Below are 24717 nucleotides of genomic sequence, written 5' to 3'. Positions count from 1 at the left end.
CGGCTCCAAACCTATTCCGGGCGGTTATTCACCGCTTACAATAGCCTCTGCTTCTATCTCCACTAAAAGTCTGGAGTCAATAAGGGCTTTAACTTCAACCATTGTGGCAACAGGCTGAATAGCTTTGAAAAACTCTCCATGGGCTTTCCCAATCTCTTCCCACTTGGATATATCAGTGACAAACATTCTTGTTCTAACGACATCTGTTAAATTTGCTCCAACTTTATGTAGTGCTTCTTCTATGGTTTTTAAAATGCTTTTCGTTTGTTCGTAGGCACTCCCTGCCCCAATAACTTCACCATCTTTCATAGCAGTTGTACCTGCTACTTCAACACGATTCCCTACACGAATGGCTCTGCAATATCCAACAACTGGCTCCCAAGGCGAACCAGTAAAAACTCTTGTTCTTTCGGTCATTTCAGAATCTCCCCTCCATAATAGATAAACTAATATTACCATATCCATGTGTAAATTTATTGCGCAATTCTGTCAGTCCGTTTAATGGAAAGAACGCTCCCGCACCTTCGCCTGGGCTACGTCAAGCGGTATTCATTTCTTCAGAAATAATTGTTGGCCACGTATGACCATGTGCTGAAAAGCTACATTTAATATAAGTAATCACCGGAATATCCGCTCCATCGAGAAAGGGGGAGTATGCTGAAAAGGAGAAATTGCAGAAGGAAAGACGCCTTATTCCCATCGATGATCGTCTTTATGGTGAATCCCTCTTGTACTCGGAGCAGCAAACGGAAAATCAAATGCGTGATAAAGAAAAAACGCTGCAAAAAGAGAAGGCCCAGGAGGAGATGCCGTCCAATCTTTCCTCGTCCTCCACAACGCTGCCGCCAATCAAGACCAACGCCATGCTCCTCCTCCCATTGTAAAGATCCAGTAGATCCAGCGAAAAAACCCGGCAATCGCCTTGTAGAAAAAGAATGCTGCGGGAATTTGTTAATCCAGGGCAAACAGCCCGGATTTCAAATATGGGGGGCTGCTGTTGAATTGGGCAACAGGGTTGCGCAGATCAGTGTTTATTCCAATCCAACCAGCACGGATATTTTGGAGGTGGAAATTGAGGGAACTGAGAAAGGGCATTTGTATGTACCGCCGGGCAATACAGTCAATTTTCTAAGCCAAGGCATTCAATCAGTGAAAATTTCTGTTCAAGGCAATGAGCATACCTATGTGGAAGGGAAATATGTCGTTTCCATCACGCTTGATCTGCCGGATACACCCGCCTCCGATAATGAGCAATAAGAAAGGTGGTCCTTCATCAACTTAGAAGAGCCACCTGATACATAGCGATTCAAACGATTATAGGTTATAACGCACTGTAATACAAAATTCGCCTTGCGCTGCTGCTGTCGAGACGATTGAAATGGTGTTAAATCGTGCCACAGTAAATGAGGAGCTTCCCCCGGCAGGAATAACGATGGTTTGAATGGGGGCGACGACCCCCGTTATGAGAAAGTTCACGGTCAAAGATCCAGTGCCAGTCTCATACTTGATATATCCAGTGCCGCTGATGATTTGGGACATATTGTCCGTGTAGATGATCTGGGTCCCTGCTGCTGCTAATTGCCAATTCGTGCACACCTTGTCTTGCACAACAATTTTATCCGAGCAACAACTAAGTGTTGAATTGCACATGTGCGAATCTCCTTTCGTGCTTTTATTGGACAGGGTAGCGGGTAGTGATGCAGAATTCACCTTGATAAGTTCCTGCTGATGCTGCTGGCAGCGTTATTTGTATAACACTGAACCGTCTGTAAGTAAAAGCTATGCTTGTTCCCGGCGCAAGTGTAATTGGAGCAGGATTAATCGGATTTCCTGTACTGTCAAGAAAATTGAATGTGATATCGTCTGGACCGATATCATATTGCAAAAACCCCGTACCCACAATATTTTGATTGATGTTATTAGTAAAGGTGACAACAAGAACATCAGCCGCGACAACTGTACCGCTCCAAGGTGTACATACCTTATCTTGCACGTAGTCTTTATCAGAACAGCAAGTTAAAGCGATTGCGGTATTGTTACAAGCCATGGCTAGACCCCTCCCGACAATGGTTTCTAACTATTTAATGCAGACAAGAATCGGCCCGCTTGGACATCTGCCGGAGTTTTATCTTTTTTTGGATTGACACTCGATATTCCAGTATAGTATATTCATCTTGCTCCTATATCGTAATAATTACTAATAAACCAAAGGAAGGCGATTCCGCAATGGTTTGCATGAGGGTGCTGAGAAGGGAGCATGTCCAAAGTTCGTATGGAGAACGACTATTACTAGGTATCGGAGGTCTACGATGTCACATTTGTTGATGATTGAGAGCTGGGTGGGAGCAAGCGGCAACCTGCTGCCGCCTCTTCTGAAGTCGCTGGGACACAGCTATACGTTTGTTACCCGCAAGCCCCAGCATTATCAAAGTCCGCTGAGCACGGAGCAGCATCCTGTAATAAGGCATGCCGATTCGGTTCTTGTCACGGAGACGAATGATATTCCGGGCTTGATCGAATTTCTGCGGCCGTATCGTTTTGACGGTGTCATTACGGTCTGTGATTATTACATCGATGTTGTGCGCGAGGTGGCGAGGGCCTACAATCTCCCCTGCCCGTTCCCGGATAGGGTGAAGAATGTGCGGCAAAAGCATCTCATGCGCCAGGCGCTTGACCGGGCCGGACTGGCCAACCCGAGCTATCGCCTCGCGCACAGCTGGGCAGAAGCAGAGGAAGCTGCGGCGGCAATCGGCTATCCGCTGGTGCTGAAGCCGGTAGATCTGGCATCCAGCGCCTTCGTCAGCCTCATCCAGAATGGGAGGGAATTGCGTGACGCTTATGAGGCGCTGGAAGCTTTCCCGCTTAATTTCAGAGATCAGGCCAGAGACTGTACCTATCTGCTTGAGGAGTATATGCGGGGCGAGGAGGTTAGTGTGGAGAGCGTCTCCTGCAATGGCGAGATTACGATATTGGGCATAACGGACAAATCCGTTACAGGAACCCCCTATTTCATCGAAAATGGCCACATGTTCCCGGCAAAGCTGAACGATGAGATCTATGCGGAGGTGACGCAATTCGTTCAGAACGCGCTGCAGGCTGTCGGCTTCGATCATGGCATTGCCCATACCGAGGTGAAGCTGACAGCTGCGGGCCCGCGAATCGTCGAGATCAATCCAAGAACAGCCGGCAATTATATCGTGGAGCTCATCGAGCGTGTCACCGGCATTGATTTGCTCCATGCCTTCGTTGATCTCTCTATCGGCAGGAAGCCTGTCCTGGCTGCCACGGTCAGCGGCATTGCAAGTGCGGCAGTCATGTTCCTCATTCCTCCCCGGAGCGGCGTTATCAGCCGTATTGAGGGTATCGAATCGCTGCAATCGGATGAGCATGTCGTCCGCTACAAGATCGAGAACTGTGGGGGCAAGCCGGTCGAGACGCCGATTGACAACGCCTGCTACCTGGGTCATATCATCACACAGGATGCCGAAGGCTTGAATGCGAGAGATTATGCGGAACAAGCGCTTGCGCGGATCACTCTCAGCTATGATCATCGGGTGGAGGTGTGAAGCCGATGAGGACAAGAGACTGCTGCACGGTTGCAGATTTGCGGGAGGCTATATTGGATGGGAGGCTGGGCCCCAAGCCGGATACGCTGCCGATTACAGGAGCATCGTCGATATACCAGACGACCCAGTTCCCGGCCTCTACGATCAAATATCACAATTATTATTTGCTGCTGAGAGTGGAGGCTTATTTTGGCGCTTGCTCCCATACAGTTGATCAAGTGGCTGCGGAGGCTGCGGCACAATTGTCCGGACTTTCACTCGATGCCGCGCTGCGGGACGAAAGGCTCCCCGTACAAATTGCGGCGATGGACGCTTATCTGGGCGTTGTCTGCCCGCACCTGAGCCATTGCGCCAGCGTGGTAGACATTCCTGCGGGAACGCCGATTCAAAAGGCCAGGCTGCGTGACGCGCTGATCGCGGATGCGGCTGACATTCGGCCCGGTCACAACGTGGCCCTGATCGGTGTCGTCAATCCGCTCATTGAGGCGATCAAGCAGCGCGGGGGAGCTTGTCTGCCCTGTGATCTGCAGCTTCAAGAAACGCAGTGGGGAGAAGCGGTCGAGCAGGATATGAATATCGTGCTGGAGCGCGCCGACAGTGTCATCTGCACAGCTATGACGTTAAGCAACGGGTCATTCGACGGCATACTGGCGCGTGTGCGGGAACGAAGAATTCCGCTGACCGTTTACGCACAGACGGGGAGTGCGGTGATTGCCCAGTTCGTGGGCAAGGGTGTTACTGCGCTTATTGCCGAGCCGTTCCCTTTTACCCAGTTCAATGCTGGCGCTTCCCAATTATACGGCTATTCAAGCAGAGGGGAGTAAGGGATGGCGATGAATTTCAGAACCGATACGGATAACTTCCTCCATACGAATCCTTCGCTTTATCTGGCATTTAACGGGGAGCATGACCAGAGCATGGCGCACTTTATACATAAGCTGCTAACCCAGTACAAGACGGGGAAGAAAGTGCTGGATGTCGGATGCGGGCCAGGGCGCGAGGTGGCTTACCTGAACGGCGCCGGATATGAGGCTGTCGGTCTGGACAACTCGGAGGAAATGCTCTCGTGGGCCAGGGAGCACTATCCGGGATCGACTTTCGTATATGGCAATCAGGCCGATTTCTCGCTGCAGCAGCAGTTCGATGCGCTCTATTGCGCAGGCAGCACCTTCCTGTACAACTTCACCAATGAAGAGGTGCTCGCGAGCCTGCAATGCTTCCGCAATCATCTGCATAGAGGCGGGCTGCTCTATCTCGATATGCGCAATGCCGCCTTCTTCCTGACGAAGGAAGGACAGCGCTGGCTTACGGAGGAGCTGGTTGAGCAGAGGAAGCTGGGCAACACGGTGGTTACGCTCCGGACGCGCTTTAGCATCGACCCCGCCAGCCAGCTGCTGGAGCGGGACTACAGCTGGACAGTGGCAGGAAATGAGCCCATTGTAGAGCATTTAAGACATCGGCTCCTGTTCCCGCAAGAGCTGGCCTGCTATCTCGCTTCAAGCGGCTTCCGCGTTTTGCAGCTTTTTGACAAACCGGCGCCGCATGTGGACCACTATGACCCGGATCGCTCCTTGGACTTTAGCCATGAGATGCTGGGCAGACGGATGCAGGTCATCGCACAAGCGGTGTAGGGAGAACAGCTCTACAGCAGGCTTTACTTATGAACACCGAAAACTAACATCAGATCAGATACCGTACTGCGGAGTGGAGGATACTAAACGATGAAAAAGGGTTTGCTCGCATGTTTAATAATCGTAATTATTACGCTAATGGGTTGCAGCAATAACAGCAATAACAACAATACGGCGTCAACGGGAAATAACCCGGCTGGAACAAAGGATAGCGCAGGCGCAGGCAGCGGTCCGGACACATCGGACAAAGCAGACGCAGCAGACAACAAGGAGCTGATTGTGGCAGGGCAGGAAATTGCCGCAAGCTTAGATCCAGTCAAGCCGCTCACCTCCAGCTATCTGAGAAATATCGGCGCAGCAGAAGCGCTGTTCAAGGTGGATGCGGAGGGCAAGGTGCAACCTGAGCTCGCAGAGAGTGCGGCAGAGGTTGACCCCACGACGTGGGAGATCAAGCTGCGGCCTGAAGCAAGCTTCTGGAGCGGCAAAGCCGTAGATGCCGATGCGGTGATCGCCTCGCTGGAGCGCTCTCGATCGCTTGATTTGCAGGCGAAGCCGTTTCTGGAGGAGCTGAGCTTTGCCAAGAAGGACGATTATACGCTGCAGGTCAAGACAAAGCGCAGCCACGTGCAGGTGCCGCTGAACCTGTCCTATTACCAGACCGTCATCCACAATGCGGAAGCCAAGCATGACGCGATCGGTACGATGGATCTTACCGGGATGTACAAAGTGCTGGAGTTTAGTCCGAAGCAGAAGATGGTTCTGGCACGGAATGAGAATTATTGGGGAGAGAAGCCCGTCATTCAAAGGGTCGTCTATGAAGAAATCAGCGACGAGCAGACGAGGGTGCTCTCCGTATTAAGCGGGCGCAGCCATGTGGCTCTGAATATCGGCACAACGAGTCTGGGGCAATTGGAGAACAGCGAAGAGGTGAGTATTTCGGCTGCCCCGGCGGCCAATACGCAAACGATTTATCTCAATCTGCGCAAGCCCCAGTTCGAGGATGCCAGAGTCAGGCAGGCGCTGTCCTGGGCGCTGAACCGGGAGGAGCTTGTTATCCTTGCGGCAGAAGGGGAGAGTATTCCCGTTACAACGTGGCTGGGTTCCAATCCGGCATTCGCAGAGGCGAAGAATGCGGTCTACACCAAGTTCGACCCGGACAAAGCTGCGGAGCTGCTGGATGAGGCGGGATGGGCACAAGGCGCTGACGGCATTCGCCATAAGGATGGGAAGCCGCTAACGCTGCGACTGATGACATGGGGCGGTGATAAAGCATTGGGAGAAGCGCTGCAAAGCCAATGGACCCGTATCGGCGTGAAAGCAGAGGTGCAGCATGGCGATTACAGCCTGATCCAGACCGCCCGCGAATCCGGCGATTGGGACGCATCAATTGAAGCATGGAGCACCTTCGGGGATGAGCTTACGCTGTTGACAGGTCAGTACGCACCGGAGGGCAGCGCCAACTATGGCGGCTATAAGGATGCCGAAACGAATCAACTGCTGGCCCGCTTGGCGGAAGCGTCGGATGGAGCGGCACGGCATGAGCTGGCACTTCAGATCAATGAGCGGGTTGCCGGGCAGGCGCCGGTCATCAGCCTGTTCCCACGTCCGCAGATTACGGCGGTAAGCGGAGCGCTTCATGGATTCGAAGACCACTTCAGACAGTTCGAGAATGTCGTGAACGCTAATCTGACGCTAGATTCGAAATAGGCGGCAGCCATGTACAGGATGCTGCTGCGCAAGCTGCTGGAAGCGTTCATTACGTTATTTTGTGCGACGCTCATCATCTTCACCTTGATTCGTCTCGCTCCCGGCGATCCGGTCCAGCTGCTTCTGGGCCATCCGGGTGAGGCTGCCCTGAGCGATAAGCAGGCTTATGATGATCGGGCAGCCGGGCTGCGCGCCAAATTGGGGCTGGATCAGAGCATGATCAAGCAGTACACGGCATGGATTCATAAGCTGGTCCAGCTTGACCTCGGCACTTCCATTCATACGGGAAGAGCGGTTGGCGCGGAGATCGCGGCAAGACTTCCGGCCACTGCCATGCTGTCCGCCGCCGCTCTGCTCATTCAAGCCGTGCTGGGACTGTTCTTCGGGACAGTCTCTGCTCTAAAGGCGGGCAAGCCTGGCGACAATGCCATCAGGCTTGTCTGTGTAGCGCTTGCTTCCACTCCGGCGTTTGTTATCGGACTGGTGTTATTGTCTGTATTTGCAGTGACGTTAGGCGCTTACGAAATTAGCAGTGAAGCCGGACTGTCAAGGCTGTGGCTTCCCGCCCTTACATTAGGGCTCATCGGCGCCCCGCAATTAATACGGATGGCGAGAGCCAATATGCTGGCCGAGTTCGGGCGCATCTACGTGCTTTCAGCGCTCTCCAGAGGGCTGGGCCGGGGACGGGTCGTCAAGCATGCGTTAAGAAATGCGCTGCTTCCTGTCATTACGATGATTGCGCTCTCGCTTACTTCACTGATCAGCGGGGCCGTCGTGATCGAAAGTATTTTTTCCTGGCCGGGGATTGGCAAGTACGCACTCGACAGCATTCTGCTGAAGGATTATCCCGTCATTCAAGGCTACGCTCTAGTTATGGTATCGCTGGTGATTCTCATTCATCTATGCGTGGATGTCGTGTACGCGCTCATCGATCCTCGCATCCATCGTAACAGAGAGGCAGGAGCTGAAGAACATGTCTAACGCCAATCATCCAATCAGCCTCATAAGCGGCATCGTCGTTCTGAGCCTGCTGGCCATTCTTATTCTGGGTGCGCCATTCCTTGCGCCTTATGATCCCGTGAAGCAGAACGTAACCGAGCGTCTGGAGAAGCCGAGCATGGAGCATCCTTTGGGTACGGATCGTTTCGGGCGGGATGTTCTGTCCCGGACGCTGCACGGCGGGCAAACGACTTTGATATCGTCCGTCGTTGCGCTTTGCGCCGCCCTTATAATCGGACTTCTTGTCGGCTTGACGGCGGGGATGTTCCATGGCTCGATCATCGATATCATTCTGATGCGCCTTATTGATGTGCTGCTGTCCTTTCCTTTTATGGTGCTGGCGATGGTTATTGCGGCCCTGTTCGGCACAAGTCTTATCCATCTGCTGCTTGCCGTCGTCGCGGTATGGTGGGTTTCCTTTGCCCGCTTGACCCGCAGTGTCGTTCTGCATGCCAAGAACGAAACCTCCTTCGCCGCAGCCCGAGTTCTCGGGGCAACAAACGGGGCCATCATCTTCAAGGAGCTGCTGCCCAAAGCGATAAGTCCGGTGCTCATTCTGGCGACGTTCGAGCTGGGCAGCCTGATTCTGTCCATTGTAGCCCTCTCGTTCCTGGGACTCGGCTCGCAGCCTCCGGCGCCGGAGTGGGGCAGCATGCTGGCAGATGGGCGTGATCATTTCATGCAAGCGCCGCACATTCTGATCGGGCCTGCGCTCTTTATCTTCCTGACGGTGCTGGCGTTTAACCTGATCGGCGAGGGACTGCGGGACCGGCTGGACCCCTATGAGAAATCAGAGCTATAACGAGGAGTGCGAGCAAGGCTCATGTTTGCTGCGCGGTACTTCGGGGAGGATACATTCATCATGGTGAAAAAAGAACTCGAGACGATGCTGCAGATTACGAACCTGCAGGTGGCCTATAGGCAAGGGCGGCAATCCGTCCGTGTATTGGATAACCTTTCATTGGAGCTGAGACAAGGCGAAATTCTCGCCCTGCTGGGAGAGAGCGGGTCGGGCAAATCGACGATCGCCAAGGCGGTTACGGGGCTGCTGCCCCCATCGGCCCATATTGGCGGCGGAACGCTGCATATTGGCTCCACCTTGCGCGTGGATATGGATATGGCAGCAGGCAAGGGCAGGGGCAAAGGCAGGGGCAAAGGCAGGGGCAAAGGCAAGGGCATCCAATGGGAGGGGATTCGGGGAAGAGGGATCGCCATGCTCTTCCAGGATGCGCAGCAGGCGCTTAACCCTGTTATGAAGATAGGAGCGCATTTCAGAGAAAGCCTGCTCTACCATCGCCTTGCATCCCCTGATGAAGTGAAGCCTATAAGCATCCGGTTGCTGAGCCAGCTGGGCTTCCTTGACGGGGAGCGCATTCTGGAGTGCTATCCGTTCCAGCTTAGCGGCGGCATGTGCCAGCGGGTATGTCTGGCCCTTGCGCTCTGTCTGAAGCCTGCGGTGCTTATTGCCGACGAGCCGACCTCCGCGCTGGATACGGTGAGCCAGAAGGAAGTGCTTGATCTGCTGAAGATAACGCAGAAGGAGCTTGGTCTGGCCGTGCTGCTCATCACCCATGATATCGCCGTGGCGAATGCGGTTAGCGACAGAGTGATCGTCTTGAACAAGGGAGTTATTGAGGAGGAGGGCGATACGAGAGCCGTATTCTCCAAGCCGCGCGCCGCATACACTCGCCAACTGCTCTCCTCCCGTTCGCAAATTGCCAAGCCCTCGCGGGAGCGCGAATCGTCGCATGCCGGGGAGCCTCTGCTGGAGATTATAGGGCTGGAGAAGACGTTCGACGGGAAGAAGCGGGTGCTGCATGATGTCAACCTGGCGCTGAACCGCAAGGAAATATTAGGCATTCTCGGAGGGAGCGGCTGCGGCAAATCAACCTTGGCCCGATGCATCACAGGGCTGGAGTACCCCGAACGCGGACATGTGATGTATCGAGGGGCCGATATTAGCCGCTTGCGGGGCAAGGGGAAACGCGGGCTTTGCAAGCATATCCAGATGGTCTTTCAGGATGCCAGAGCGAGCCTTAATCCAGGGCGAACAGCCATGCAGCTTGTACAAGAGCCGCTTCAATACATGCATATTGGGAATAAAGGCGAGCGGGAAACGCTCGCTAGGTTCTATCTCCATGAAGTGGGAATTACGGGGGACTTGCTCAGTCGGCGGCCGCCCCAGCTTAGTACAGGCCAATGCCAGCGTATCGCGATTGCCAGAGCGCTGGTGTTGAGGCCGGAGGTGCTTATTTGCGATGAAGCGGTATCTGCACTGGATATGAGCGTACAGGCGCAAATATTGGCACTGCTGCAGCGGCTTCACAAGCAGTTCGGATTCTCGATTCTGATGATTTCGCATGACATCCGAGTGCTCCGATCCTTTTGCCATCATATCGCAGTTATGAACCATGGCAGCTTCTCAGAGGTCAAACGGGCGAGCGCGCTGCTCCATGAAAGCAAACAATCCTATACACAGCTGCTGCTGAGATGCGCAGGAGATATGGAAGAAGGCCTTTATTAAGGAGGGAGTGAATTCGCGATGATCGCCAGCATTTTGGAGACAATCGGCAATACGCCGCTTATAACGATTCCGAACAGCAACAGGGCAAGTGAAGGTCAGGTGCTGTTTAAATACGAGCGATACAATCCTGGCGGAAGCATTAAGGATCGCGCTGCGAATTACATTATTGCGGAAGCCGAGCGCAGGGGACTATTGAGGCCGGGGGGAACAATTATTGAGTCGTCCAGCGGCAATTTCGGTATCTCTCTTGCGATGATCGGCGCGGCCAAAGGCTATCGCGTTATTATCCTGATCGATCCCAAGACGACAAGCGCCAATCTCGCGCTGCTGAAATGCTTCGGAGCCGAGGTCATCGTCGTAACGGACAAGGATGACTGCGGCAGCTATCATAAAACACGAATCGCCCTGGCCAACAAGCTTGCGAGGGAGATCGAGAATTCCTACCGCCCTGACCAGTGCTTCAACCTGCTGAACAGCGAAGCGCATTACAACAGCACGGCGCGTGAAATTATGGATGCCTGCTCCAATGAAATAACGGCCTTCATAACGGCGGTCAGCACAGGCGGCCAATTGGGGGGCATCTCCAAATATCTCAAGACCTTTGCGCCGGAGGTGCAGATTATCGGCGTGGATGCGGCAGGCTCGACGATTTTTGGAGGCCATGCGGATTCCTATCGTATACCCGGCATCGGTCTTGGCTGGACACCGGTTAATCTGAATATGGCACATATCGACTGTGCTTATAAAGTGACGGATGAGCAAGCCTTCCTCACCGCCCGGGCGCTGGCCCGCAATGAAGGCATATTGATGGGGCCCTCCAGCGGCGCTTGCGCACTGGTTGCCCTCAAGCTTGCTCAGGAGCTTGGACCGCAGAAGCGGGTCGTCTGCATGATTGCCGATGGCGGAGAGCGCTACATCCAAACCTTGTTCAATGATGAATGGATGGAGCAGCAGGGGTTCGCGACAGAGGCTGATATCGAAACCGTGCGCTTGATGGCGCGGGAGCTGCAGCCCTGGAGCATGTGTCCCGCCGATTCCGCCAACTATCGGTCAGACCTGATCCAGAGTCTGGATGTTCCCGATTCCACGCTGCGCATGAACGCCGAGGTGCTAGGGCAGGTGGAGTGGAATCAAGGCAGCTCCATCTATATGGACTGATAGATGCGAGAATCGGTGCATGAAGCACACTGGTCTCAGTTCGCAGATGTGAAAGGCCAGTGCATGAAGCACACTGGTCTCAGCTCGCGAATGTGAAAGGTCAGTGCTCTAAGCACACTGGTCTCAGCTCGCGAATGTGAAAGGTCAGTGCTCTAAGCACACAGATCCCAGCTCTCAGATATGAAAAATCAGTGCTCTAAGCACGCAGCTCTCAGATCACGATGTTTCGCCTGATGATGGCGGTCAAGCGCTGCCATTATGGGTGCCTGCTGAAGGGGCTTGCCCTGCGTTGCCGACTGTAAGACGTTTGTTCCGTTTTACAGCTTGAGGGATGCTAGTTTGGTGGGCTGTAAGCGGATTTTACCGCTCTACAGTCGCATTGAGAGTGTCCGGTTTGGATTTGGTTGGCTGGATAAGACGATTTTTCCTGCTTTCGGCGTCTCTCATACTGTTATTTTTTGCTGTAAGACGGAATTTCCCGCGTACAGCACGCAAGATACAGACAACATCTGCAGGCGGCCTCGAAGTAAACAGACATGACGCAGACAGACAAGATGATGCAAGCAGCTCGATGCAAGCAGACATCACGCAGACAGGCAAGATGCTGCAGCCCGATGCAGGCGGTTCGAATCATCGTATGCTGGCAGTTCCCATTGATGAGAAAGCACTTATATGTCGATGATGATTGGCCTCGCATGAAACAGAGGAGACAGAGGCCGGAGGTAATTCGAGATGAGTATGAACCAAGCTATGTCAGCGCCGTTTCTGCGCTTATATGCGCTAGCACTACTGTTCTTCAGCGCCAATTCCATCCTCAATGTCATTGTGCCCCTGCGCATCGAAGCATGGGGTGCAAGCAACAGCGACATCGGGTTCATTATGGGCGCTTATATGTTCACCTGCATGTTTTTCCGGCCATGGGCCGGTCATCTCGTTCACAAGCATGGGCCAGTCATCGTGCTGCGCATTCTGCTTGCCGTGAACGGGCTTGCTCTTATCTTGTATACCTTTACTGGAATGGAAGGATACTTGGCCGCGCGTGTGATGCAGGGGATATGTACTGCATTCTTCTCCATGTCGCTTCAGATGGGCATTATTGACGCGCTGCCAGAGGAGCAGCGTTCCCAAGGCTTGTCACTGTATTCACTGTTCACCTACATGCCGACAATTATCGGTCCGCTCTTAGCGGTCGGGATTTGGGAGTTGGGAGGCGTGAATGGCTTTACAGCCGCGATGATCCTCATCGCGCTGGCGACGGGATTGTTCGGGTACAGCGTGCCTATGCAATTCGCCCAGAAGGGGCAGGGGAATGCCGCACAAGAGCGACTGGGGCTGCGCGGCGCACTGGGCCGGATCGCGGGCAATCGCCCGCTGTTGATCTGCAGCCTGCTGATGCTGCTGGCATCCATCGTGTTCGGCGCCGTGACGGCGTTTATCCCGCTGTATGCCCGGCAAATATCATATGGCCATGCAGGAGTCTACTTGATGATCCAGGCGGGCATTATTGTAGTCGCCCGATTCGCGCTCAGCAAGCGGATACCTTCAGACGGCAAATGGCATGCATGGTTTGTTGGAGCCATCTGCCTGCTTGGCTCTGTCGGGGCATTGCTGCTGTCGTTATCTCAAGCAATGGGCCCGGTCGTCTTCTATGCCGCAGCGGTATCCATCGGTATTGCACAGGCGATGCTGTACCCGACGCTAACCACCTATTTGACCTTTGTTCTGCCCGGCACATCGCGGAATGTATATATTGGGCTGTTCATTGCGACGGCTGATCTCGGCATCTCGATGGGTGGCATGGCAATGGGCCCGATAGCCGACCGTTTCTCCTTCAGCGCCATGTATGCGGTAAGTGCAGCAGTAGGGGTTATCGCGGCGTGTATGGCGGTCTTGAACAGGAGTATGGGAGAGCGCCGGATGCAGCAAGCCGCCGTGCCGGAATGAAAGAAGAAGGGAGGAGCTGTATGTTGCAGGAAATGGACTATCGGATCGTATCAGCGGATGCGGATAGAGGCGCGGAAATTAAGGATTTTGTACTGGCGCAGATGGGCGACCTATACCCGCCAGGCACCTATTATGAGAACCCGCATGATCTGATGTTCTTCGAGGAAGTGTATATCCGGTCCCCGAACGCCTGCTTCTTCATTGCCGAGGATGCCAGTGGCGTCATTATTGGCACAGCAGCGGTCAGGCCGTACGACAGGCGGTTTCCCGAGGTTGAACCTGCTCTGGGGAGCGGGCCCGTCTGCGAAATTGTCAAATTCTATATCCACCCGGATAAACGGAGAAAGGGAATCGGAGCCCGGCTCTATGCACAAGCAGAGAGGTTTGCGAGAGAAGCCGGTTATGCGGAGAGCTGCCTGCATACCTCACTGTACTTGCCGGGGGGCTATCCATTCTGGCAATCTCGCGGTTATTTGCAACGGTATTGGGAATCTGAGGTGATTGTGCACATGAGTAAGAGATGGGGGATGTAGATTAGGAATTGGGAAGAAGAGGGTTTTAGCAGCTGCTAATTTCAGGTATAATTCGTATCGTGTATTAACAATTATGCAACGAATGGGTGGTATGCTTATGAATGAATATACTCTGACTATTAATTTCGATAATTCTGAGTCTAAAAAAACGCATGATAAGTTTAGATTGTTTTTGGGCAAATCAGCTTCTAACGCCAACTCGCCTGCTACTATTGCTTGGATGACCGTCAATCCGATAGAGAGAAACACCATATCGTGGATAGAAGATTACTCGGTTTATTCGCTTGCTTCCTACTCGTCAGCAGAAGTGAGCGCTGTTGAAAGCTTTAACGAGGGGCAGCTCTCTGCCCCAGATGCTCCCATTAATTATCTTCCTCATGACGTTGTTGTGAATGGCGAAGCAATAAGCGGTGCATCGTTGCTCGAAGCCTCGCCCTTACAGCACAATCAAGTTGATTCCGTTACTGACCATGATGGAAAAGTGACCGTATCTATCCAATTAGGCAGTGAAACTGAATCCGGCATCATTAAAGTTGGCGAGCCGATCGAAATCTCAATCGATCAGAATACTACCGAGCTTACGGTCAAGTATGACCCTGCAACGGGAGGGCTCGTCTTCGTCTAGCCCAACCAGGGTGAAGATAGACAGAAATGATGAGAGTAGTGTATGCTCCGCTGAAGCTCTAATGAGCACCTAAGATGAAAGCCGCCAATGTCTTGGACACTGGCGGGCGTTCGCCAAACCACAGAAGCCAAGACACAGATTCATTCCGTGTCCGGGCTTCTTTTTTTCCTATGAAAAGCAGGTACCTGGATGGAATAAGAGCTGCTGTAGCTGCTGCAGGGCCGGAGGATGAAAGCGACACGCGCCCGGAAACAAGTTTGTTAAAAAGTGAAAGAGTTTAGCGATTACTCTTATTTTTGAAAGCGTTTTAATTCGCTATTCTTGATGTACACCGATTAATTCAACAAGGAGTGAGGCCACTATGGGCAAACAAATTAACAGCGCTTACAGTCTGCCAGCTGATCATCCGCCAGACGCTGCCGGGAGCAGGAAATTAAAAGCTGGACGAAGATGGGAAAGTCCGCTCGCGGGTTATCTGTTCATCTCGCCGTGGCTGCTCGGTTTTTTCCTCTTTACCTTCTGGCCCATGATTCAATCCGCGTATTTCTCCTTTACGGAATATTCCCTGCTGGAGGCTCCCAAGTGGATCGGGCTGGACAACTTCAACAAGATCCTCAACGAGGACCGTTTATTCTACAAGTCTCTGGGCGTGACGCTATGGTTTGTGTTCATATCTGTCCCTCTGAAGCTGATGACGGCGCTGCTGGTGGCGGTATTGTTGAACCGCAAGCTCAGGGGCATGCATATTTACCGCACCTTGATCTATTTTCCTTCGCTCGTCGGAACGAGTGTAGCGATCGCAATTCTATGGAGCAACATGCTCGGAACTGACGGATTCGTCAACAAGCTTCTCTCCTATGCCGGAATCGAGGGGAAAAGCTGGATCGGCAGCCCGGATACGGCGCTTGGAACGTTGATCCTGCTGGCGATGTGGCAGTTCGGCGCTTCGATGGTTATTTTCCTGGCCGGACTTAAGCAGATATCGGGAGAGCTCTATGAAGCGGCATCGGTTGACGGTGCATCCAGGATCAGACAGTTCAGAACGATTACGATTCCGCTGCTGTCGCCTGTTATTCTCTTCAATCTCGTATTGCAGACGATTGCGGCATTCCAGATGTTCACGCAGGCGTTCGTCATTACGAAGGGCGGACCGATCAATTCGACTTATATGTTCGCTCTCTATCTCTATGAGAAGGCATTCGGAAGATTGGAGATGGGTTATGCGTCCGCGATGGCTTGGATACTGCTTCTGATAATTGGCGCTGTTACGGCACTGATCTTCTTCTCCTCTAGGTATTGGGTATTCTACGCAACGGATGGGGGCAAATCGAAATGAACAGGTTGACATGGAAAAGTTTGCGGCGCCACGGTCTATTGCTTGTGCTTAGCCTCTTCATGATATATCCGGTCGTTTGGTGGATCAGCGCTTCCTTTAAGTCTAATGAAGAAATGAGTTCTCCAGGTCTGATCCCGATCAAGGCTACGATAAACAATTTCATCGAAGGCTGGCATGCCGTTCCGGGATTCAGCTTCACGCATTTCTATGCCAACACCTTCCTGCTTATTGCGGGCGTGCTGTTTACGACACTTATTTCCTGCAGTCTGGTTGCCTTCGGCTTCTCAAGGCTGGATTTCCCGCTGCGCTCCTTCTGGTTCTCGATCGTGCTGATGACCGTGATGCTGCCCAATCAAATTACGCTCGTTCCGCAATACGCCATGTTCAACGATTTTGGCTGGGTCAACACGTATCTGCCTTTCATCGTTCCGCATAGCATGGCAGGAGGAATCGGAGGGGCGTTCTTCATCTTCCTGCTCGTGCAGTTCATCAGGGGAATTCCTTCGGAGCTGGATGAAGCGGCCAAGATCGACGGCTGCTCCTGGTTCGGCATCTACTTCCGGATTATTATGCCGCTCTTGAAGGCGCCTCTGGTGACGGTCGCGATCTACTGCTTTCTGTGGAACTGGGACGACTTCCTCGGCCATCTGATCTACATCAATGATGTGGATAAATATACGGTTGGCCTGGCGCTCAGAATGATGATCGATACGAGCTCGACGGCGCCTTGGGGCCAATTGTTCGCGATGTCTCTCGTATCCGTTCTGCCCGCCGTGCTTATCTTCTTCTTCGCGCAGCGTCACATCGTAGAAGGTGTTGCAACGAGCGGCTTAAAAGGCTAGAATGCACAATACAGTGAGCTGCCTGCTTGAAGAACAGCAGGAAGGCTGGCTCTAACCATATAAACGCAGTGCCGCCTTATGTGCGTGGTCCAAAACCGCCGCCATGCAGCGCCGCGCCGCGCGCTGGGAACTGCGCGCCGTGCGGCGCTGGGGACGGCGGCATTCGTTTATCGTTGGCGAAGGGGGTAAGGGCTATCCGCCGTTTCATTCAACCATTCAAGAACTTTCAGATCGGTCATGTTTTTTTCGGCAGCTTCGCCGGATTTATTATCGTTGTTCTTGTAATCGTAATCGGTGTCAGCTATCAATTTTCTGTTCGCGAGATGGTCAGAAGCACCTCTTATTACCAGCAGAACAATCTGAATCAGCTCGACAAGCAGCTGAATATTCAGATGACGGAGATCGAGAACATCTCGCTGGCGATATCCCGCAACAGCAATTTGCAGGCGTATATGGACAAGAAGGAAGCGGATTCCTATACCCGGTTCAAGAATGCTTCGCGCATGACCTTTGACCTGTCCAATATCGCCTTCAGCATGCCGATTATTCAATCGATCCGCGTCTATGTCGATGATCCGCCCGGCTCGGACGTTCAGGGGCCAGTCAGGTTCATTGAGCTGGGAGAGCTGAATCGGGAGCAATGGCACGGCACGGTGGACAATTCCGATTTCTCATGGATCGGCCAGCATGTCATCACGACGAATAAAGGGGATGTGCCCGTTATTAGCTTCGCAAGGAAAATTTATACACCGGGCTATGAATATAAAGCATTGGTTGTATTGGATATTAAAGCTAGCGATATCATTAAGCTCATTCAAGGGGAGGATCCCCATTCCAACCGGGTATTATTGGATTTGGGGCTAAGGGCGGTAACCTACACCGGCGACATTCGCTCCCAGCAATATATCGATACGGTTCAGGATCTCATTGACAACTATCAAGTGAATATGAACAGCAAAGGGAATATCCGTTATCACGATTCGCTGGTCGTCTGGTCCAAGCTGTTCAGCTCGGACTGGATTCTGATGGAGGTGACGCCATGGTCGAAGATTACGAAGGGCAGCGTCAGAACGGCAATCGTATTATTTTCGATCGGGCTGATCGCGGTTATTATTGCGCTCGTCATGACGCTGATTCTGGCCAAGCAATTCACCAAGCCGATCATTATTTTGCTCAAGAGCATGAACAACTTCTCGCTGGGCAAGAAGGACAAGCCTGATGTCAACGATTATCAGAATGAGTTCGGGGCGCTGTTCAAAGGGTATGCCGTTCTGGTGGACCGGACGACAGAATTGTACGCCTCTCTGGAGGAGCAATACCGGAAGCAGAAGGAAGCGGAGATTCAGGCTTTGCAGGCGATGATCAACCCCCATTTTCTGTACAACACGCTGGATCAATTGAACTGGATGGCGATCGAGGCGGGCGAGGAGAAAATGAGCCGTGTGCTGGAGCTGATGGGCCGGATGTTTCGAATCGGGTTATCGAACGGCGAGAGCATGATTACGGTGGAGAAGGAATTAACCCATCTGGAATGCTATTTGCAGATTCAGCAAATTCGCTGGGGGGAGAACCTCGGCTATGCCATCGATGTGCCGGAGCCGATCAGGGCGATGTACATCCCCAAGCTAACCCTGCAGCCTTTTGTCGAGAATGCGATCATTCACGGGTTTCATGGGCGGGACACAGGGCTGATCGTGATTACGGCTGTCCAATCCCAAGGGGATATCCATTTCACAATAAGCGACAATGGAGTAGGCATATCCGGCAATTGGCAGCAGCAGAAGCAGCGCAATACGGGCGGATACGGCATACGCAACGTGAGAGAAAGAATGATTGCTTATTATGGCCCAGCTTACGATATCGGCATCAGCAGCAATCCGAATAGGGGCACTCTGGTTTCGGTACGGATACCCGAGGTGACGGAGAAGCCAGCCTTGGCAGGAGGTTCATATGTGGAAAATAGTCATAATTGATGACGATCCCCGTGTTCTCAAAGGGATGAAAAACGCGATTCCATGGGAAGAGCTGGGAGCGCAGTGGGTTGGCGAGAGCATGGATGGCGAGCAGGGACTGGCATTGGTCAGAAGAACGCAGCCGCACATCGTATTGACGGACATCTATATGCCGGTCATGAACGGGATCGAGATGATCGAGCAGCTGCGCTCCGAGCAATACGAGGGGGAAATCGTTATTCTGAGCGGCTATTCGGACTTTAACCATGCCAGACAAGCTTTGCGCTTGAACGTGAACGATTATTTGTCGAAGCCGGTTACGATCCAGACGATAAGAGAAGTGCTGGGCAAAGTCATCGCGGACTTGGAGGGGGAGCGGCTCAGGCATGCCGAGCAGCAGCGGCTTGAAGATAAGCTGCTTATGTACGAGCCGTTCGTCATGAAGGAATGGATCAAATCCGTTCTGACGGGGACGGCAACCCCCGAGCTTGCCCGGCTGAAGGAAGCCGAAGCGCTGCGGGCGAAATGGGAGAAGCAGAGCCATGTCGTGCTAGGCCTGCATATTAACAGGGCGGATAAAAAGCCGCTAAACGCCGCTGCCGATCAGAGCGAGGGGGATGGAGCCGCGCTTATTGGCGTTCTGAGCGCCGCCCTGCTCGAAGAGCAGTTGGACTGCGAGTTTATCGAGCTGCACAGCCATCACAAAGCGGTAATCATTCACTATGACCGGGACGTGCCCCCTAACGAAGCGTTGACGCAGATTCGCGGGACGGGCATGCGGATGATTCGGAGCGCGGCCAGTTATCCAGAATATAAGGTTTGTGTCGGTGTAGGCTCCTTGAAGCCGAATTGGCAGGAAATTGCCGATTCTGCGGAAGAGGCCTTCTTCTCCATTGCGGCCAATTATTCGCTGCAATCCAATGACAGCTATATGGTGGAATACAGCGCGGTCGCGAACCGTCCGCTGACGATGGCAGGAGTACGGAAATCGGTTGGCCATATTAAGTTCTGCCAACAACTATTGGAAGGACTGCAGCATTCGCGGCTGGAGCAAGTCCGCAGGGCTATAGAAGCGTATCGGGAGAAGCTGGAGGATGTCGCGCTTGCGCCGCCGGATATTGTCATGCTGGGAACGGAGATCTGGGCGATTCTGGCCTATTCGCTCTATGACGTCGGCATTTTCCTTGATGATATGTTCCCGGAGCTTGATCTCAAGCAGCAGTTAAGCCCGATCTCCACTTCAGGCCAGCTAATGGACTGGCTGCTGCGGAAGGCTGAGCTGATCTGCGGCAGCCAGCAATGGGATGAGAACTTGAAGCATAAGCAGGCCGTCGAATTCATGATCCAATATATTCATGAGCATTATGCAGACAATATAACGATCCAGTCCTTATCGAACGAATTATTCATCTCCAGATATTATCTCGGGCAGATCTTCAAGAAAGCAACCGGGGATTCCTTCAACCATTATTTGACCAAGGTGCGGATAGCCAAGGCGCGGGCGATGATTCTGGAAGGCAAGCTGCTGATCTACGAAATCGCGGAAAAGGTAGGCTTCAAGAATGTGCCTTATTTCAGCACGCTGTTCAAAAAGCATACGGGCCTCAACCCGACGGATCTGCTGAAATAATCCCCGCGCCGCATAGTTTGTTAAAACTCGAAAGTTTTTGTGTATCCTTCGTATTTAGGTCGAAATGTAAACGCTTTATAGTTAAGTTGCAAGCCAATTCAATTCACAAGGGGGAGTAAGCGTTGAAGAAATTATCGAGAAGCGTGACGTTGTCCATTGCGGTTTGTATGGTGTTCGTGTTGCTGGCCGCCTGCGGTTCGAACAATGAAACGCCGTCCTCGGCCGAGAAGCCGGGCGAAGGAGCGGGTAATGCCGAATCCGCCAAGCTTCGCATTGTCTGGTGGGGCTCGCAGGCGAGGCATGATGCGACGAAGATGGTGCTCGACCTGTATACGAAGAACAATCCCGGCATTACATTCGAACCGGACTTCTCCGGCTTCGACAGCTATTGGGACAAGCTCGCAACCCAATCAGCGGCCAAGAACGCGCCGGATATGATCCAGATGGACGCCCAGTACTTCAATGAGTACGCCGCGCGCAATCAACTGGCTGATCTGTCCTCGGGCATCAACGTGAATGATCTGGACCCGAATCTGCTCAGCGCGGGGAAATATCAGGACAAGCTGTTCGCTATTCCGATCGGCAGCAATCCCTTCGGCATTGTATATAACAAGGCGGCGATTGAGAAGATGGGCTTCGGCGCACCGGGGGATAACTGGACATGGGATGAGCTGTTCCAGCTGGCGCGCGACATCCAGCCGAAGCTGGAGAAGGGGAAATATGCGCTGCGCGATTTCACCGTCGATGGCGAAGTGTACGAGATGTTCCAGTTAAGCAAAGGCAAGGGCGCGCTCTCCACACCCGACGGCAAGCTGAACGTCGATGAGGCAACGTGGCTGGAGTGGTGCAAGGTGTTTGCCGAGCTGAGAGCGGAGGGCGTCGTCCCGCCTGCGGAAATATCGGTATCCGAGAAGAAATACGATCCGCAGCTTGACCTGCTGCTGAATGGCAAAGTATTGATCAAGCAAAGCTACGCCTCGGATTATCCTTCATGGGAAAGCGTGCAGCCAGGGGTGTTCGGTCTGGCGAAAGCGCCAAGAAGCACACAAGCCGGAGGGTACATCAAGCCGGCCATGTATTGGGCGATAAGCGCAAATTCGGATCATATTGAGCAGTCCAAGAAATTTATCGACTTCTTCATCAATGACAAGGAAGCAGCGGACATACTTGGTGTTACCAGGGGCGTACCTGTATCGACCCAAATTCTCGATTATTTGCAGCCGAAGCTCAATGACGCAGCCAAGGCCCAGCTCGGTCTAATCAATGCGACCAAGGCCGACGCCAATCCGTTCACGGTCGGGCCCAAAGGTTTCGGAATCTTCATCGTCGATTTCAACAAGGTAGGCGCCGAGGTCATCTTCGACCGGATTACGCCGGAGCAGGCTTATCAGGATATCGTCAAACATTGGGAAGCAGACATCAAATAAGCGGATGGAGAGGAGAGGATGGCAGCAATGAATAGACAGCTAAGCGGAATTGTCGTTCCGATATTTACCCAATTCAACGCGCAGGGCGGCATCGATCTTGAAGCGATGGAAGCCCATATGGAAGCCCTTATTGAAGCCGGAGTGGATGCCATCTTCGTTGGCGGATCGGCGGGTGAATTCATTGCGCTGGACCTGGAGGAGCGGGAGCTTATAGCCGAACGATTAATGGAGCGAACGGCCGGCAGAGTTCCTTTCCTGATTCATGTAACCGCTTCAAATCTGCGTGACAGCCTCAGGCTGGCCGATCACGGAAGAGCGCTCGGCGCAGACGCGCTGGTCGCCGTATCCCCCTGGTTCTGGAAGCATGACGACGAATCGTTGGCGGGCTTCTTCGGAGCGATAGCCGAGCGGGTTCAGGATACGCCGCTGTATCTCTATAATATGCCGCATACCGGCAATGATCTGAAGCCGGAGCTGGTGCAGCGTTTAGTCGGGGAGTACAGCAATATTGCCGGGCTGAAGAACAGCCAGGACGATATGCTCCGCACGATGGCCTATTCGGCTATGCCGGACACCACCTTCTTCACAGGCTCGGATATAACCGCGCTGTACGCGCTGTCCCATGGCACGGATGGCATTATATCCGGGATGATCAATATCGTGCCCGAGCGCTTCGTCACCTTGAAGCGGGCGGTAGACTGCGGCGACAGCGCAACAGCGCTGAACTGCCAGATGGACTTGCATAAGTATGCGCAGCTGTTCGCCGGAGATATCCGGAAAATGAAGGCCGGAGCGGAAATAGCGGGATACGGCTCAAGACGCTGCAGAGAACCGCTCGGCACGCTGTCGGATGCGGATTACGAGGCGCTTCGGCTGACCTTGGTGAAGGAGCTGGCGCTATGACATATGCGATCGAGGATCTGAAAGGAATCGTGCCGCCCTTGTTCACTCCGCTGAACGAGGATGAAACGCTCGATGAAGGCAGCTTCGTGAAGCTGATTCATCATTGTCTGGAGGGCGGTGTCCACGGCTTGTTCCCGATGGGCTCGGCCGGAGAAGGGACCAATGTAAGCAGAGAGGTGTGGGAGCGTGCGAATGTGCTGTGCCTGCAAGAGGCAGGCGGCAAGATCCCTGTCTATTGCGGCGTCATCGATGTCTCCACACCCCGTGTAATCGAGGGCATCAAGAGGCTGGAGCAGCATGGAGCGGAGTATGTGGTGGCGACGCCGCATTTCTATATGAACACCTCCTGCCAGGAGGAGATTATCCGGCATTTCGAGGCGATAAGCAGCAAGACGGCAGCCAAGATGCTCGTCTACAACATCCCGGCACTAACACAAGTGAACATCCTGCCGGAAACGGTGCTGGCGTTGTCGCGGATCGATAACGTTGTCGGATACAAGGATACTTGCGGCAACTGGGATCAGCATTTCAAGACGCTGTCATTGCTTGCGGACACGGATATGCGGATTTTCTGCGGCGGGGAAGAGCTGTGCGGGCCAAGTCTCTTGTTCGGCACTCACGGGAGCATTGCGGGACTTGCGAATCTGTATCCGAAGGTATTCGCTGAAATTTATGAAGCCGCTCAGCAAGGGGATGCTGCCCGCACCAAGGAGCTGCAGCAGCAGATTATTAGCATCAAGCGAATATGCGGGATTGGAAGCTCTTGGCTGACCGGGATGAAATACGTGATGCACAGAATGAATCTGGGCAATCCCAAGGCGTCCATGCCGGTTGAACCGCTTCTCCCTGAAGAGAAACGGCAAATCGATGCTTTGCTTGAAGAGCTGAGCAGATGAATGAAAGCAATTTTGGAATGGAATGAACGTAGTCGAAATGAATGTAATCGAATTGAATGAAAGCAATCAGTATGAATGAACGTAATTGATATGAATGCTCAATGAATGAGGAAATGAAGGCGGTGCAACGAATGCAGCAGGAAAGTGGAAATATGAAGGGAATCCGGCACATTAGCGACACAACGATATTGAACAACGGCGTGCGGATGCCTTGGTTCGGGCTTGGCGTATTCCAGGCGAATGACGGGGAAGAGGTGAAGCAGTCCGTCTTGTCCGCGATCAAGGCTGGTTATCGCAGCATAGATACGGCGGCAGCTTATGATAACGAGCTCGGAGTCGGGGAAGCGATTCAGCAGTGCGGCATTCCCCGGGAGGAGCTGTTCATCACGACGAAGCTGGCGAATCCTGATCAAGGATACGAGAGCGCTTTGAAGGCATTCGAGGACAGCCGCGGCAAGCTGCGGCTGGATTACATCGATCTGTATCTGATTCATTGGCCGGTTAAAGGGAAATATAAGGAGAGCTGGCGGGCGATGGAGAAGCTGTACGGCGAAGGACGAATTCGCGCCATCGGCGTAAGCAATTTCCAGACCCATCACTTGCAGGATCTGATGGAAGGAAGCGCGGTCGTGCCTGCCGTTAACCAGGTGGAGCTGCATCCCCGCCTCTCGCAGCGGGAGCTAAGACAGTTCTGCGCCGAGCACAATATTCAGATCGAAGCGTGGAGCCCGCTTATGAAGGGCCAGCTTCTGGACAATGAAACCATAGTGCAGTTGGCGGAGAAGTATCGTAAAACACCGACGCAGATCATTCTGCGGTGGGATGTTCAGAGCGGAATCGTCACGATTCCCAAGTCTGTGAAGGAGGCGCGCATCCGCGAGAACGCGGACATCTTCGATTTCGAGCTGTCCGATACGGATATGGAGGCTATCGATGCGCTGAATCTTGACCAGAGGATCGGCCCCGACCCGGACAACTTTGATTTCTAGCGCTGCTTCTTGGGAGAAGCTTTTTTCTTGGGTGAAGTCTGACCCGAGCAGGTGT

Annotated in this window: 24 protein-coding genes; 21 read left to right on the top strand and 3 right to left on the bottom strand. The window is 53.1% G+C overall.

Translation table 11 applies throughout. The features are described 5' to 3' along the window. Positions 1–24: 24 nt before the first annotated feature. Complete coding sequence (locus tag K0T92_RS04675; protein ID WP_219871277.1) at positions 25–417, bottom strand: RidA family protein; 393 nt, start codon at positions 415–417, stop codon at positions 25–27. 254 nt (positions 418–671) lie between these two features. On the opposite strand from K0T92_RS04675, the gene K0T92_RS04670 reads away from it, so the two are divergent. Continuing rightward, positions 672–884: a hypothetical protein gene (locus tag K0T92_RS04670; RefSeq protein WP_219871276.1), complete on the top strand. Its 213-nt coding sequence runs from the start codon at positions 672–674 to the stop codon at positions 882–884. Beyond that, positions 817–1257, top strand: a complete 441-nt coding sequence (locus K0T92_RS25445) for an S-Ena type endospore appendage (protein ID WP_343223639.1) — start codon at positions 817–819, stop codon at positions 1255–1257. The genes K0T92_RS04670 and K0T92_RS25445 overlap by 68 nt, the downstream gene beginning before the upstream one ends. Before the next feature lie 57 nt (positions 1258–1314). Here K0T92_RS25445 and K0T92_RS04660 read toward each other — a convergent pair whose 3' ends face one another. After that, positions 1315–1650 (bottom strand): DUF3992 domain-containing protein, encoded by a 336-nt coding sequence (locus tag K0T92_RS04660; protein ID WP_219871274.1) that lies wholly within the window; start codon positions 1648–1650, stop codon positions 1315–1317. Between the two features lie 22 nt (positions 1651–1672). Continuing rightward, positions 1673–2047: a DUF3992 domain-containing protein gene (locus tag K0T92_RS04655; protein ID WP_219871273.1), complete on the bottom strand. Its 375-nt coding sequence runs from the start codon at positions 2045–2047 to the stop codon at positions 1673–1675. Between the two features lie 262 nt (positions 2048–2309). Here K0T92_RS04655 and K0T92_RS04650 point away from each other — a divergent pair, with 262 nt between their 5' ends. The 19 genes from K0T92_RS04650 to K0T92_RS04560 all read left to right on the top strand — a co-directional run bounded on the left by K0T92_RS04650 (position 2310) and on the right by K0T92_RS04560 (position 24662). Beyond that, entirely contained in the window at positions 2310–3566 is a 1257-nt protein-coding gene (locus K0T92_RS04650; protein ID WP_219871272.1) for an ATP-grasp domain-containing protein, read from the top strand. Between the two features lie 5 nt (positions 3567–3571). Continuing rightward, positions 3572–4390 carry a Rossmann-like domain-containing protein gene (locus tag K0T92_RS04645; protein WP_219871271.1) on the top strand — a complete coding sequence of 273 codons (819 nt, stop codon included), beginning with the start codon at positions 3572–3574 and terminating at the stop codon, positions 4388–4390. A gap of 3 nt (positions 4391–4393) precedes the next feature. Next, positions 4394–5197: a class I SAM-dependent methyltransferase gene (locus K0T92_RS04640; protein ID WP_219871270.1), complete on the top strand. Its 804-nt coding sequence runs from the start codon at positions 4394–4396 to the stop codon at positions 5195–5197. 90 nt (positions 5198–5287) lie between these two features. After that, positions 5288–6904 carry an ABC transporter substrate-binding protein gene (locus tag K0T92_RS04635; RefSeq protein WP_219871269.1) on the top strand — a complete coding sequence of 539 codons (1617 nt, stop codon included), beginning with the start codon at positions 5288–5290 and terminating at the stop codon, positions 6902–6904. Between the two features lie 9 nt (positions 6905–6913). Then, positions 6914–7885, top strand: coding sequence for an ABC transporter permease (locus K0T92_RS04630; RefSeq protein WP_219871268.1), 972 nt, complete (start codon positions 6914–6916; stop codon positions 7883–7885). Further along, positions 7878–8705: an ABC transporter permease gene (locus tag K0T92_RS04625; protein ID WP_219871267.1), complete on the top strand. Its 828-nt coding sequence runs from the start codon at positions 7878–7880 to the stop codon at positions 8703–8705. The genes K0T92_RS04630 and K0T92_RS04625 overlap by 8 nt, the downstream gene beginning before the upstream one ends. A 60-nt stretch (positions 8706–8765) precedes the next feature. Further along, positions 8766–10427 carry an ABC transporter ATP-binding protein gene (locus tag K0T92_RS04620; RefSeq protein ID WP_219871266.1) on the top strand — a complete coding sequence of 554 codons (1662 nt, stop codon included), beginning with the start codon at positions 8766–8768 and terminating at the stop codon, positions 10425–10427. Positions 10428–10445: 18 nt separating this feature from the next. Further along, entirely contained in the window at positions 10446–11585 is a 1140-nt protein-coding gene (locus K0T92_RS04615; RefSeq protein ID WP_219871265.1) for a PLP-dependent cysteine synthase family protein, read from the top strand. Positions 11586–12323: 738 nt separating this feature from the next. After that, positions 12324–13529 (top strand): staphylopine family metallophore export MFS transporter CntE, encoded by a 1206-nt coding sequence (gene cntE, locus K0T92_RS04610; RefSeq protein ID WP_219871562.1) that lies wholly within the window; start codon positions 12324–12326, stop codon positions 13527–13529. 20 nt (positions 13530–13549) lie between these two features. Continuing rightward, positions 13550–14062, top strand: coding sequence for a GNAT family N-acetyltransferase (locus tag K0T92_RS04605; RefSeq protein WP_219871264.1), 513 nt, complete (start codon positions 13550–13552; stop codon positions 14060–14062). A 97-nt stretch (positions 14063–14159) separates the two neighbouring features. Beyond that, on the top strand, positions 14160–14687 hold the full coding sequence (locus tag K0T92_RS04600; protein WP_219871263.1) for a hypothetical protein: 528 nt from the start codon (positions 14160–14162) through the stop codon (positions 14685–14687). A gap of 361 nt (positions 14688–15048) precedes the next feature. Further along, complete coding sequence (locus K0T92_RS04595) at positions 15049–16023, top strand: carbohydrate ABC transporter permease (protein ID WP_219871262.1); 975 nt, start codon at positions 15049–15051, stop codon at positions 16021–16023. Beyond that, positions 16020–16865: a carbohydrate ABC transporter permease gene (locus tag K0T92_RS04590; protein WP_219871261.1), complete on the top strand. Its 846-nt coding sequence runs from the start codon at positions 16020–16022 to the stop codon at positions 16863–16865. Before K0T92_RS04595 ends, K0T92_RS04590 begins: the two co-directional genes overlap by 4 nt. An 80-nt stretch (positions 16866–16945) precedes the next feature. Further along, entirely contained in the window at positions 16946–18838 is a 1893-nt protein-coding gene (locus tag K0T92_RS25440; RefSeq protein WP_219871260.1) for a cache domain-containing sensor histidine kinase, read from the top strand. After that, complete coding sequence (locus tag K0T92_RS04580) at positions 18816–20447, top strand: response regulator transcription factor (protein WP_219871259.1); 1632 nt, start codon at positions 18816–18818, stop codon at positions 20445–20447. Before K0T92_RS25440 ends, K0T92_RS04580 begins: the two co-directional genes overlap by 23 nt. Positions 20448–20569: 122 nt before the next feature. After that, entirely contained in the window at positions 20570–21874 is a 1305-nt protein-coding gene (locus K0T92_RS04575; RefSeq protein ID WP_219871258.1) for an ABC transporter substrate-binding protein, read from the top strand. Between the two features lie 27 nt (positions 21875–21901). Next, entirely contained in the window at positions 21902–22777 is an 876-nt protein-coding gene (locus tag K0T92_RS04570) for a dihydrodipicolinate synthase family protein (RefSeq protein ID WP_219871257.1), read from the top strand. Then, positions 22774–23673 carry a dihydrodipicolinate synthase family protein gene (locus tag K0T92_RS04565; RefSeq protein ID WP_219871256.1) on the top strand — a complete coding sequence of 300 codons (900 nt, stop codon included), beginning with the start codon at positions 22774–22776 and terminating at the stop codon, positions 23671–23673. Before K0T92_RS04570 ends, K0T92_RS04565 begins: the two co-directional genes overlap by 4 nt. A 131-nt stretch (positions 23674–23804) precedes the next feature. Then, the gene (locus K0T92_RS04560) at positions 23805–24662 is read left to right on the top strand and encodes an aldo/keto reductase (RefSeq protein ID WP_281423105.1); all 858 of its coding nucleotides are present in this window, start codon (positions 23805–23807) and stop codon (positions 24660–24662) included. Positions 24663–24717: the final 55 nt, after the last annotated feature.

Origin of the sequence: Paenibacillus oenotherae (genome assembly GCF_019443105.1) — a bacterium.
Lineage (GTDB): Bacteria > Bacillota > Bacilli > Paenibacillales > Paenibacillaceae > Paenibacillus_Z > Paenibacillus_Z oenotherae.
The sequence above is the reverse complement of the archived record's forward strand: the minus strand, read 5'-3'. Positions and strand labels throughout refer to the sequence as shown.